The organism is Pseudomonas chlororaphis subsp. piscium (assembly GCF_003850345.1).
Classification (GTDB): Bacteria; Pseudomonadota; Gammaproteobacteria; order Pseudomonadales; family Pseudomonadaceae; genus Aquipseudomonas; species Aquipseudomonas piscium.
On record NZ_CP027707.1, the window covers coordinates 3,343,472 to 3,355,692 of the forward strand.

General features: G+C 62.5%; 13 protein-coding genes. 8 read left to right on the forward strand and 5 right to left on the reverse strand.

The features are described 5' to 3' along the window. Positions 1-16: 16 nt before the first annotated feature. The 4 genes from C4K38_RS15505 to C4K38_RS15520 all read right to left on the reverse strand — a co-directional run bounded on the left by C4K38_RS15505 (position 17) and on the right by C4K38_RS15520 (position 4,312). A complete protein-coding gene (locus C4K38_RS15505) occupies positions 17-2,266 on the reverse strand; it encodes a xanthine dehydrogenase family protein molybdopterin-binding subunit (protein ID WP_053279136.1) in 2,250 nt (749 codons plus the stop codon). Further along, the gene (locus C4K38_RS15510; protein WP_025808911.1) at positions 2,266-2,733 is read right to left on the reverse strand and encodes a (2Fe-2S)-binding protein; all 468 of its coding nucleotides are present in this window, start codon (positions 2,731-2,733) and stop codon (positions 2,266-2,268) included. Before C4K38_RS15510 ends, C4K38_RS15505 begins: the two co-directional genes overlap by 1 nt. Positions 2,734-3,231: 498 nt before the next feature. Next, positions 3,232-3,501 carry a hypothetical protein gene (locus C4K38_RS15515; RefSeq protein WP_007925627.1) on the reverse strand — a complete coding sequence of 90 codons (270 nt, stop codon included), beginning with the start codon at positions 3,499-3,501 and terminating at the stop codon, positions 3,232-3,234. Positions 3,502-4,042: 541 nt separating this feature from the next. Continuing rightward, entirely contained in the window at positions 4,043-4,312 is a 270-nt protein-coding gene (locus C4K38_RS15520; protein WP_053279137.1) for a hypothetical protein, read from the reverse strand. Positions 4,313-5,121: 809 nt separating this feature from the next. Here C4K38_RS15520 and C4K38_RS32300 point away from each other — a divergent pair. The 7 genes from C4K38_RS32300 to C4K38_RS32305 are packed head-to-tail and all read left to right on the forward strand — an operon-like array spanning position 5,122 to position 9,142. Next, positions 5,122-5,289, forward strand: coding sequence for a hypothetical protein (locus tag C4K38_RS32300; protein WP_155772917.1), 168 nt, complete (start codon positions 5,122-5,124; stop codon positions 5,287-5,289). 36 nt (positions 5,290-5,325) lie between these two features. Beyond that, positions 5,326-5,682 carry a hypothetical protein gene (locus C4K38_RS15525; protein ID WP_053279138.1) on the forward strand — a complete coding sequence of 119 codons (357 nt, stop codon included), beginning with the start codon at positions 5,326-5,328 and terminating at the stop codon, positions 5,680-5,682. A 13-nt stretch (positions 5,683-5,695) separates the two neighbouring features. Beyond that, positions 5,696-6,316 carry a hypothetical protein gene (locus C4K38_RS15530; protein ID WP_124345282.1) on the forward strand — a complete coding sequence of 207 codons (621 nt, stop codon included), beginning with the start codon at positions 5,696-5,698 and terminating at the stop codon, positions 6,314-6,316. Between the two features lies 1 nt (position 6,317). After that, entirely contained in the window at positions 6,318-6,842 is a 525-nt protein-coding gene (locus tag C4K38_RS15535) for a 3-hydroxyacyl-ACP dehydratase FabZ family protein (RefSeq protein ID WP_053279140.1), read from the forward strand. Then, complete coding sequence (locus tag C4K38_RS15540) at positions 6,835-8,127, forward strand: beta-ketoacyl-[acyl-carrier-protein] synthase family protein (protein WP_053279141.1); 1,293 nt, start codon at positions 6,835-6,837, stop codon at positions 8,125-8,127. The genes C4K38_RS15535 and C4K38_RS15540 overlap by 8 nt, the downstream gene beginning before the upstream one ends. Then, complete coding sequence (locus tag C4K38_RS15545; RefSeq protein WP_053279142.1) at positions 8,124-8,864, forward strand: SDR family NAD(P)-dependent oxidoreductase; 741 nt, start codon at positions 8,124-8,126, stop codon at positions 8,862-8,864. Before C4K38_RS15540 ends, C4K38_RS15545 begins: the two co-directional genes overlap by 4 nt. 14 nt (positions 8,865-8,878) lie before the next feature. Then, positions 8,879-9,142, forward strand: a complete 264-nt coding sequence (locus C4K38_RS32305; RefSeq protein ID WP_053279143.1) for an acyl carrier protein — start codon at positions 8,879-8,881, stop codon at positions 9,140-9,142. Positions 9,143-9,826: 684 nt separating this feature from the next. On the opposite strand, the gene C4K38_RS15560 is transcribed toward C4K38_RS32305, so the two are convergent. After that, entirely contained in the window at positions 9,827-10,789 is a 963-nt protein-coding gene (locus tag C4K38_RS15560; RefSeq protein WP_053279144.1) for a bifunctional GNAT family N-acetyltransferase/nucleoside diphosphate kinase regulator, read from the reverse strand. A 304-nt stretch (positions 10,790-11,093) separates the two neighbouring features. Here C4K38_RS15560 and C4K38_RS15565 point away from each other — a divergent pair, with 304 nt between their 5' ends. Continuing rightward, positions 11,094-12,149 carry an NAD(P)-dependent oxidoreductase gene (locus C4K38_RS15565; protein WP_053279145.1) on the forward strand — a complete coding sequence of 352 codons (1,056 nt, stop codon included), beginning with the start codon at positions 11,094-11,096 and terminating at the stop codon, positions 12,147-12,149. Positions 12,150-12,221: the final 72 nt, after the last annotated feature.

The window sequence follows — 12,221 nt, forward strand, 5'->3', positions numbered from 1 at the left end:
GTGCAGTCCTTGTCGGTTAGCTGAAGGTGTATCGGCTCAATGGCAGGCTACGGATGCGCTGGCCGGTCAGCCGCGCCACCGCGTTGGCCACCGCCGGCGCCACTGCGGGGAGCGGTGGCTCGCCGATGCCGCCCATCTTTTCGCCACTCTCGACTATCCGCACATGCACCCGCGCCATGCGTGAAAGGGGCAGGATCGGGTACAGGTCGTAGTTGCGCGCCCGTGGCTTGCCGTCCACGTAGACAGCTTCCTCCAGCAATGTCTGGGACAACCCCAGGGCCACGGCGCCATTGACCTGGGCCTCGACTATCGCCGGGTTGACGATGCTGCCCGGGTCGATGGCCTGCCAGATGTCATGGACCTTGACCTGGCCGCTCTCGATCGACACCTCGGCGATCACCGCTGTGTGCGAGCCGAACGGCGAGGCCATGGCCACGCCGCGGGCGCGTCGGCTGCCGTCCTCGGCGGTGAACGGGCCACGCTTCCAGCCGCCGGACAGTTCGCCCACCGCCTGTAGCAACGTGGTCAGGCGCGGGTTGTCACGCAGCAGGTGCTGGCGTAGCTCATAGGGGTCGCGGCCACCTTTGTCAGCCAGTTCGTCGAGGAAGGCTTCGTAAAAGAAGTCGTTGAGCGAATTGCCCACCGAGCGCCAGTAGCCGAGCATGGCCGGACCCTTGACGTAGATCTGCGCGATGCGTTTGTTGGCAATGGCGTAGGACTTGCCCGACAGACCCTCGACGGCCGTAGGGTCGATTTTTTCGCCCTGCTTGCCGGCGATGGCTTCGGTGGGGCCTTCAGTGGCGCTCACCGCCTCGATCGCCACCGGCAGGCCTTCGGCGTCCAGCGCGGCACGGAACTTGACCACGGCGACCGGGCGCAGCACATCGCGCACGAACTCTTCCTCACGGCTCCAGATCAGCTTGACCGGACGGCCGACGGCCTTGGCCAGGGCGATGGCCTGTGGGTAGGGATTGCCCGAGTCATAGAGGAAATGCCGGCCGAAAAAACCGCCCAGCAGCGGCGAGTGCAGGGTGATCTGCGTGGAGGTAAGGCCGGTGCGCCTGGCGATGTCGTCGCGGAACATGTCCGGCGCCTGGTTGGGCAGCCAGACCTCGAGCGAGCCGTCGGGGTTGAAGCGCGCCAGGGCCGAAGGCGGCTCCAGCTGGGCGTGGTTGAGGTACTGGTTGTGGTAGGTGGCCTCGACCCTGGTCTTGGCGCTGGCCAGGGCGGCGGCCACATCGCCTTCGTTCTCGTCGTCGCGGGCCGGGCCTTGCTGGGTGGCGAGAAAGTCGCGGAAGCCATCGCTGGAAAAATCGGCGGGCATCGTCCGCACCTTCGAATCGGCGGACGCTTCCAGCCAGTCAACCTGGAGGGCTTCTACCGCACGCTTGGCGTGCCACCAGCGTTCGGCAACCACCGCCACAGCGCCGGGCAAGGTGTGAACGGAGTGCACGCCTTTCATGGTCTTGACCTGCGCTTCGTTGCGCAGGCTGCCCACAGTCATGCCCAGGCGCGGCGCGTGCTGCACGGCGGCGTGGAGCATGCCGTCGACCTTCAGGTCGATGCTGTACAGCGCCTTGCCGGTGGATTTCTCGTAGGCATCGACGCGCCGCACCGGCTTGCCGATCCAGCGGAACTGGCTCGGGTCGCGCAGGGTGATGCTGGTTGGGTCGGGCACCGGCATGTCCAGGGCGCGACCGGCCAACTCACCGTAGCCCAGCGAACGACCGGAAGCGGCATGCAGCACCCGGCCAGGCTCGGTGGACAGCTCGGCCACCGGGACGCCCAGTTGTTCGGCGCCGGCCTGCAGCAGCATGGCGCGGGCGAGGGCGCCCAGGCGGCGCATGGTCGGATAGCTCATGCGTACCGACATGCTGCCGCCGGTGATGCGCAGACCGTTCTCCATCACCACATAGGCTTCGCCGGGCGGCGCGCTCTCGACCACGAAGGTGGCGGGATCGGCATCCAGCTCTTCACCGACGATCTGGGCCATGGCGGTGTGGGTGCCTTGTCCGCCTTCCATGAAGGGGCTGAGCAGGCGCACGTTGCCGTCCGGGCGAATCTCGAGAAACGCCGGGACCTGGGTCCCGCGTTCTGCGGCAGTCGCCGTGGTGGCCAGGGCCCTGGCCGAGCCGAGCGGCAGGCCGAAGCCGAGCACCAGCGCACCCACGGCGGTACCGGTCAGAAAGCGCCGGCGAGACAGGTTGACCGGCTCGTCCAGCGCCAGGCTCAGAAGTTCATTAGCGGAGTCGATGGGCTTGTTCATCAGGCGCTTTCCTTCTTGGCGGGCTGTGCGGCAAGGTCATGCACCGCAGTGCGGATGGCGTTGTAGGTGCCGCAGCGGCACAGGTTGACCATCGCCGCCTCGATCTGCGCATCACTGGGCGCGGCGGTGTGCTTGAGCAGCGCGGTGGCCGCCATGACCTGGCCGGACTGGCAGTAGCCACACTGGGCCACCTGATGTTCGACCCAGGCGGCCACCACGCGCTTGCCCACTTCGTCCGTTTCGATCGCCTCGATGGTGGTGACCTCGCGGCCGACCACCCCAGCCACCGGGGTGACGCAGGCGCGCACCACGTTGCCATCCACCAGCACGGAACAAGCGCCGCACTGGGCCAGGCCGCAGCCGTACTTGGTGCCGGTCAGGCCCAGGTCATCGCGGATCACCCACAGCAACGGCGTGTCGGCGTCGGCATCGACCTGATAGGCCTTTTGGTTGATTCGTAGTTCCATGGCTCACCTGCTGATCATCGGTTGGTGTGTCTTTGTTTTTTCTTCAGGGAGGCGCTACGAGGCGCATCCTTGGTCAAGAAACGCTGGTAAAGGGGCAGGAACGCTAATCCGTTGCCCCGTGTGCCGGGCTGGCCGCGAATACTTCGGAGTTGGCCGTAAGGCCCGGTGAGTAAACGAGAAAATACGAGGAGGTATCGAGGGGTTGTGCCAGGGGCGATGCCTGGCCGGCGCTGGCTTGGGTCATGGCGGCTGGCTCCTAGTGATCGAACTCTAGCCCAGGGGGAAAGGCTTTCCTATCCGATACCCGGCAAGCTCAGAGGATCAGGCAAGTATTCCAGAGGATTGCGCAAAAGCGGGGGGGCTTGGGTGGCTGGAGCAACTGCACAAGGAGGAGGGGTGGGGGCGGTTACTGCTGAGGAGGAGGGCCAGGAAGGAGGGCGTCGTGATGAACCATCGGGCCGCGCAACCTGTGCGCGACCCGATGGGGTTGATCCCTGCTTAGATCCGGTGGATCTGGGTGATGTGCGGCTTGCCTTTAATAGGCGCGTAGATTTCCACTACTGCTTGCCAGCTGTCCGAGGAACCAGGCACCGTTGCTTTCGACAGATAGCGATAGTTCGTGCCGTTGACGACCTGGGTCGAAACCTTTTCAGGGGTGTAGTGCACACCCACGAACCCGGCCAGGGCCTCTTTGAATACTTCCCGATCCTTTGGAGTCAGTTCGTGATAAGGAGTCCATCCGCCAACAAAGTTTTCTTGAGCCGACATACGATATATCTCCATATATAAGTTCCTACTCGTCTGGCTTTTCGGAGTCCGCCCCGTTTATTGAATGGTTTCCGGAATCCATTGTGCTGGGCGGTTTTCCCAAGCGCTGTTCATCGTGAAACAGGGCGTTTGGGAGAGCACCAGCACGTACTGCACAAGTCGCACACTGCGGGCCATCAAGTGGCGAGCGCGAATCTTTGGTCATGGAGGATTAGGTGGTCGCCGGCTTCAGATCCTTGTCCCTGATGGAAACAGCCTTCGATGAATGATGACTGCCAGGCCTCCATGTCTTGTCTGCAGCAGCTCTGCTTATGGGGGCATGCTGCTGGATGGCCTTAAGCTATCAAACATCAGTAAAAAGTCTGTGCGCATTTGGCTGTGTGAGATGTAAGGCGTTGGCTATTGGCTACGAGCGGCTAGATCGACGGCGCTTCAAGCCTGGGAGACGATCTGGTTATGGAGTTGTTTGCGTGCTGACTGGCACTCACAGGCTCTGGTGCGCGCTCACCACGCAAGTCACGCACCAGGCCCGTCTGAATAATTACCACTGGCCGCTTACGAGGCAGCCGACGATTTCCCAACCGCTGTATTCCCACCAGGAATATCGACCATCGGAGCAACTTCTGGCCAGGCTGGCCATCTGGATTTCGCCAGCTGTTCGATGGGTTCCGAAAGGCGTGTCAATAGAAGCTGTCACCTGATTGACGGCCTGGGGAGCCTTGATGGTGGTCGGATGCACGGAAGCGTTCGCGACAGCTGCGGTGAAAGCGAGTGTCGCGGATACGGCCAGAGCAGTTATGGACTTTTTCATGTTCGAATCCTTTCAGTTATCTGGTTATCTGACATGCGGCTTATACATCGGCCTGACCTGCCTTTATCAATAATCTGAACAGATCGGGCACTCGCGTAGTGTGGCGCTATGAAAGCCTACTACCATGCAGCCTCCCGCACAGTCGCTCAACGGCACTATTGACAAGTTGGTAAAAGCCTGGATTTTTTCTGTTGGGAGAGCTGCCCAAGAGTTCGAGTTTGACGAGCTGTTGTTAACGGTCTCGCTGAAAATGTCAGCTTTATCCAAGAGTTAGCGATTTTTATCGGTGTGGCGCCAATTGCTATCGTCATGGTTTTAGACGGAGGGATGCCAACGGTGTTGTTTCTGAGGACGGCATTCAAATGTGCAGCGGCAACCGACGCCACACCGTGCATGATTACGAGAATGGAGGCTTTGCCAGGCTGCAAATCTGGCCACCAGAGCCCCAGCTCTGCATATGATGATTCGCATAATGTATATTATGTTAAATAATGTGCTATGTCAGATGTGTTCATGTGCTTCGTAAGACCTTGATTCGACAAAATCGCTTTTGCCATCCTGCGCCAATCGCGATTTGAGTGGAAAGTCCCCCTCCAAGCCCCTCAAACCCTTGAGTTCGAGGCAATCGGTACACACCAACTGACTTATCACTTCGTGGTATGTGCTCGCTGCGCTTTTGGCACCAAATGGCAAGTTTCCATCGGGGTGTTCTTATAGAGTTTGAAAAGGTAATGCCAACTTAAAAGAGCTAGAGGTTTAAATGTCCTACTCATCCACGGCCCGCATCCTCGCCCTGACGTTGACAGCTGATGAATTACGTGTTCCTCGCTGCCGCCACGGCCAAGGGGTCGATGGGCGCGAGGCGCAATGCCGTGAGCTGGCCCAGCGCCGCCACCGCTTTTTCCGCCCTGCCGAGCACGGTCAGCCGTGTCTCGGCGGACTTCCTGTCCGGCACGCTTCTGGCCGCGGCATCCTGACTCACCCACACAGCAAGGCCATCATGGAGAACGCTTATGAGTAGTGGAACCCCCAACCGTACCTGCACCGGTACCCTCACCACCTCGTGCCGGCTGGTGCTGGTCAGCACCCGGTACAGCCTCAGCGACGCCAACTGGACCACCACCCCGCCGACCTCGGTGCGGGCCAAGACTCCGACCACCGTGTTCGTCGCCAACGGCCAGACGCCGGCCGGCGAGGTCACCTACCAAGCCGAGGACGGCACCCAGTTCATCCTGCAGTTCAGCATGAACGGCACCAACTCCGCGAACATCCTCGGCGTCGGTGACAGGGTTTCGTCGTACAAGTACGAAAAGACCTTCCCCAGCACCGGCGACATCATCACCGTCGCCTACTCCCTGTTCAACATTTGAGAGGAAGCCCGTCATGAGCTACACAATGTCCGTGGACCGGGTGATCCAGCTTGCCCGTTGCGACGATTTCCCCGAGGCGAAGATCCGCGAGATGTTCGCCCAGTACAACGCCACCGAACTGCCCCTGGAGATCCTGGCGACCCTGCCGATCCCGCTGCCGGTGAAGGTCTTTCTTGCCCTGCAGGACGAGTTCTTCAGCGAAGCGGAATTCCGCGAACTGTCGCTGGCTTTCGCCAAGCACGCGGCCAGCAGCGACCCGGCAGTGGAAAGCAACCACTTCGTAAGCAGCGTCATCAGCGCCTACGAACAGGCCCTGTTGGAGACCCGCAGCCTGGCACGTGGCGTCGCCCTCAACGCCAATACCCGGCAACAGGTTGAGGGCTACCGTGGTGCTGTCAAGGCGTTGATGGAACCCCTGACCCAGGCGCTGCGCAGTGGCAGTGGCAACGGCGCGCCGTTACACACCGTCGCCGCCTATGAGGCGGTGTGGTTCGCCGGCTACGAGCACTACGGCATTGCCTGCCGCAACGCCGCCTCCTGCGCGGTGGCCGCGGTGCCCAAGGTGGAAGCCGACGCTGCCCTGCAATGGGTGCTGGACAATGCCGTGGCCGTGACCCAGGCCCGGGCGGCCTGACATGGCCAGCACCAGCACCGCCCTAGACGTCGCCGCCGCGCTCGCCCGGCTGCGTCGCGGTCCACTGTTGCAAGCCACTGCGGGATCCTCCGCGGTGGTTGCCTTTCCGCCCCTGGAACAGATGCTGCCGCACCGGCCGCCGTTCCTCCTGATCGACGGCGTCCTGGCCTGGGACCCGGACGACCATGTGCTGCACGCGCAGCGCCGGGTCGATCCCGAGGATCCGGTGCTCGGCGGGCATTTCCCCGGCAACCCGATCTACCCCGGTGCGCTCCAGGGCGAAGCCATCGCCCAGGCCGGCCAGTGCCTGTTGCACATGGCCCGGGGCTGCCCGGCGCAACCGCTGGACATCCTCGCCACGCGGGTGTTCGGCGCCCAGTTTCTTGGCCAGGTGCGCCCTGGCGACATCATGGACATCGAGGTACGAATGCTCGACGACAACGGCATGCTGGCGATCTTCGGCGGGCGCATCAGCGTCGCCGGCGCGGTGCGCAGCGTGGTGGTGATGGAGGGCTGCCATGTCTGAAACGCCCAATGTGGTAGTGACGGGGATGTCGGTGCTCACCGCCCTCGGCGAGGACCCCGGCAGCCTGCTCGACAACCTGCTGGCCGGGCGCTCGGGCATTCGCCGCTGGAGCAGCTTCGACCGCGAGATCGCGACCAAGGTCGGCGGCAGCCTGGAAGGCTTCGATCCGCGCCCCCGCCTTGCCGCCCTGGCCGACAGCCTGACGGATGCGCCGCGCCTGCGCCTGCGCCGGGCGAGCAACCGCCTGCCCTGGTCCACCGCGCTGTCGGTGCTGATGGCCGGGCGCGCCTGGCAGGACGCCGGGCTGTTCGACCTGTCTGCTGGCGACGACGGCGAAACCGCGATCATCGTCGGCGGCCACAACATCGGCCAGAACTACCACTACAACAATTTCCGCCAGTTCGAGCAGGACCCCGACCATATCGACGTTCAGTTCGGCCTCGCCGGGCTGGACACCGACCATGCTGCGGTGGCCTCGGAAGTCCTCGGCATCCGCGGCCCCGGCTACAGCGTCGGCGGTGCCTGCGCCAGCGGCGCCCTGGCGCTGCGCGCGGCGTTCAACGAGATCCGTTTCGGCGATGCCGAACGGGTCGTGGTGCTGGCCCCGGTGCTCGACTACTCGCCGCTGGAGCTGCATGCCCTGGCCCTGATGCAGGCGGTCAGCCAGCGCTCCTTCAACGACCATCCGGAACAGGCAAGCCGGCCTTTCGACCGCCGCCGCGAAGGCTTCGTCCCGGCCCACGGCGGCGCCTGCCTGGTCCTCGAACGTGCCGACCTGGCCCAGGCCCGCGGCGCCGAGCCGCTGTGCGAAGTCCTCGCCGTGGCCGCCCGCTCCGATGCCAGCCGCCAGCCAAGCCCGCAGGAAGACGGCCAGACCCGCACCATCCAGGCCGCCCTGCGCGAAGCCCGCCTGCAGCCCGGCGATATCGATTTCATCTGCGCCCACGCCACCTCGACGCCAATGGGCGATCTTACCGAGGCGCGCTCGATCCGCCGGGTGTTCGGTGCACACCTGGACCGGCTCAAGGTCAACGCACCGAAATCCATGCTCGGCCATACCTGTTGGTCGGCACCGCTGGTGGAGCTGGTGGCGGCCATCGCGCAGATGCGCGCCGGGCAGTTGCACCCGACCATCAACCTCGACGACCCCGACCCGGAACTCGACTTCGATGTCTGCGCCGCCGGCGCGGTGGCGCATCCGGTGCGCTACCTGCTGAAGAACGCCTTCGGCTTCGGCGGCAACAACTGTGTGGCGATCCTCGGTCGCTGGGAGCCCCGCCCATGAATTTCCTCGTCACCGGCGGCAGCCGCGGCATCGGCCGGCGCATCGTCGAACAGGCGCTGCTGGCCGGCCATGATGTCGCCTTCACCTGGAACCAGGGCGCCGAGGCCGCCACCGCGCTGCAGCGCCACGCGGCCGAGATCGCCCCGCAACGACGCTGCCTGGCCCTGCGCCTGGACATGGTCGACGACGCCGCCATCGATGCCGTCTGCGAAGAGGCCGACCAGTTGCTGGACGGCATCGATGTACTGGTGGGCAATGCCGCGATCAACCGCCCGAGCCTGGCCGTGTCGCTGCCCGACGCCGACTGGCGGGCGGTGATGGAAGTCAACCTGGACGGCAACTTCCGCCTGTGCCGGACCCTGCTGCCGGGCCTCATCGCCCGTCGCCGCGGGCGCATCGTCCTGCTCTCCTCGGTGGCCGCCCACGGCATGAGCGGGCAGATCGCTTACAACGTGTCCAAGGCCGGGCTGATCGCCATGGCCGCGACCCTGGCCCGCGAATACGGGCGCCGCGGCATCACCGCCAACGCCCTGGTGCTGGGCCTGGTGGACACCGACATGAGCCGCGAGACGGCGGCGCCAAAAACCTTCGAACACTGGCTCGGGCAATGCCCCAGCGGCCGCCTCGGCACGCCGGACGACGTGGCCCAGGCCGTACTGTACCTGGTCTCCGACGGGGCCGCCTTCATCAACGGCCAGGCCATCCACCTCACCGGTGGCCTGAACTGGGTACCATAACAAGGAGCGACGCAATGCACGATATCCACGAGACGGTTCGCGAAGTAGTCCTGCGCCATACCGAGGCCGCCCTGGCCTTCCTCGACCTCGGCCCGATCGACACCCAGCTGCGCTTCGACCACCTCGGCGCCAGCAGCCTGGACATCATCACCATCGTCTCCGACGCCATGCGCGAGCTGCGCATCAAGGTACCGGTAGAACAGCTCAACTCGCTGTCGAGCATCGACGCGCTGATCGACACCCTAAGCGGCGCCGTGGCCGCCCGCGCGAGCGCCTGAGCCATGGCCTGGTCGCTGGAGATTCACCACGTCGATGTGAAGAAGGCCGGCGACGCGACCCTACGGTTTCCCGCCAGGCTTTTGAAAACCACCACCACCCCATCCTCTGGATTGGGATCGTCAGCGGTTTGGGCGGCGAGGCTAAGATCTGACATCGCCCACTTGTTAAATCATGTACTACGCCAGATATGTTCATGTGCTTCGTAAGACTTCGCGTACCCGGGACCAGAACCTGCGGTTGCTCAAGCAGTACCTGTCCTGGTGTGTTACTCGTTACATCCCGCGTGCCCGTCAGAACTCAACCACCCAGGCTAACTCGAGGTTGTATTTGCAGATGTCTCCGACGTCATTGAGCGGCGCTTTGAGAGCCATATCATCAACGCTCGTCCGCGCACTGATTCGCCCAGGCGCCGCGGAGAATCCGTTTCCGGAGCGCCTTCAGTTACGCAATTGGCTAATGATTGAATTGCTGGAGACTGGCATCCGTCGTGGAGAGCTTCTGAAGCTCTACACCACGGATATTAATCAGGGTTCTCAGCACACCTATGTCAGCATCTAGGTATTTCTGCGCAGGTGTATGAGGTCTATGAGCGCTATATCCAGGACGAACGGCGCCCCCTGCGTAACGGCAAACCAATGAAACTGCCGTACCGCTATTTGTTCATCTCTGAGCTAAAGGCGCAATTACAGGTGGAAATCGCCCGCGGCCTCCGGCTGGTAAAGCACTTTCCTGATCTCAATCCGGCGGGTCCGATCGGAAATTCGCCAGTCGATGGTGTCCCCCTCCTGATAGCCCAGGATGGCAGCGCCGATGTTGGAACACACGGAATGCTTCCCGGCGCTGCTGTCCGCGTCGTCAGGGTAGACCAAGGCCACTTCGATCTCTTCGTCGTCCAACTGCAGCAAGGCCCTGGAGTTCATCGTGACAACATTGCGCGCCACCTGCTGCGGCTTGACGACAATGGCTCGCTCAAGCTCATGTTCGAGTTCAACAACGGCCGGGCCTTGCTCAAGCGCGATCAGACTCTCGAGCCTGGCCTTGTCGATTTCAGTGATGTAGATCCCCGTGGAGTCGCCAACGGCACCTTCGCGCAAGAACTGGAGATAGCGCCCCGCCGTCATGGAAAATGACTTCAACGTCGGCGTTTCGCTCTCAAGCAGAAAGCCGCTGCGCAGAAAGGCTTTCAGCGAGCGCGCGTTGTCCGGGTGGATCTTCGCGATGAGCTTCTCGGCCCGCATGTCGAGGAAGGCCAGTTTCATGCCTTCGCGGATCGTGCGGGCGCCAAGGTTTCGCCCCCATTTGTCGCTGTCTCCGATGACCAGGACTATTTCGCAATTCGAGCCGGTCTTGATGAGACGGACAAAGCCCACCGGGGCGTCATGCCGGTCATAGGCCATGAAGAATCGGCCACCCCGGTTGAATAGATGGGTCAGGATCGGTAATTGAGTCCGATCAATGACTTGCTCGATGGAGCGGGAAACGTCACGTGAATCGCTCAGATAGCAAGTGACGCGCTCATCCTCCAACCAATCCTTCAACGTCAGCGCATGTGCCCGAGTAATTTCAGGGCACAGCGAAATGAAAGGCTTGTTCATCTTCACCACACTTATTTGTAAAGGATGAAAGCCCTTCATGGCTATGGCCATGACGGTTCTTTCGGCAACCGGCTATCTTAAGGCATAACGCGAGTAATGCCGAACAGCCTGCGCACTTGTCCTTAATAAGCGGTTCAGCAGCGTCAGGAGGTTCCACACCCTTCCCTGCTTCAAGGATCAAAAAAGCGGCGGACGACCGATTTTCGGTACTGCCAAGGGGGGCGTTGTGTCGGCGAACCGCTAATTCTGTTCGATCCTGCCAGTGCCAGTCACTTCATATGGTAAGTCACCGACCGATATCCAGGGCAACCTGTGGTATCGGTCGGCGCAGGCGCCCTTCAAGAGGATCACATGCATGGCATTTACCACCCTGGTACTGGACGCCCCCGCCCCGCCGCTGCTGTTCGAGGAAATCAACCGATTCCTTGAACTTGGCCTGGCCGTCACCCTGAACCTTCACTATTTCACCGATAAGGACAGCATCAAGAAACACTACGGCGAACGCATTCAATACCGCGAGATCAACTGTCACGACAAACCGGCCTTCATCGCCGCGGTGACCGAGGCCGGTGGTTACAGCGTGTTCAAGACGCGCTTGAACATCCCCCTCGATGGCGAACTGATCAGAGCCAGCGCATCACCGCACCTGGCAACCCCTCTGCAAGCTATCGCCCAGGCAGGTGTAGGCCTTAACCATATCGACCGACAGGAAGCAGCCCGGTGTGGCGTGACGGTATTGAACACGCCTGGCTCCAACGCCACAGCTGTCGCCGAATACGTGGTGGCCCAGGCGCTGTTTTTATCCAGGGACCTCGGCCACTACAACCGCGAAACTCACAAAGGCCATTGGTCCAAAGGCACCCTGGCTCCCGGTCCGGAGTTCACCGAGCTCACCCTCGGGCTGGTGGGTACCGGCGGCATTGCCCGGGAGGTGGCTCGCAAGGCCGAAGCACTGGGCATAAAGGTCATCGCCACCGGCTCCGAGCGCTTCACGGAACAGGCGGCGCGGAACCTTGGACTTGAACGACGGCAAACACTCGAGCAACTGCTAGGCGAGTCCGACATCGTCTCCATCCATACGCCTCTCACTCCGCTCACCCGGGGCCTGTTCGGCAGTGCCGCGTTCAGCCAGATGCGCCAAGGTTCGATCCTGATCAATACCGCACGCGGTGGCATCGTCGACGAGGATCAGTTGGCAACGTTCATGAGCCAGTATCCCAGGCATATAAAGGCCGTCGCCATTGATACCTTCACCCATGAAAAAGACCGCTTCAATTCGCCCTTGGTGGGTATCGCCAACGCGCAGTTGACGCCGCATATCGCGGGCAACACCGCGACGGCGATCAGGGCGGCTTCACGGCAAATCGTCGACAAAATCCACGCTTTCAGCACCGGTGCTACGGCACGCTGATCCCACAGGACAACAGGAAGCCCTCATCATGCAAACGTCTATTCACGAACGCCTGAAAGCCTTGAGTTGCAC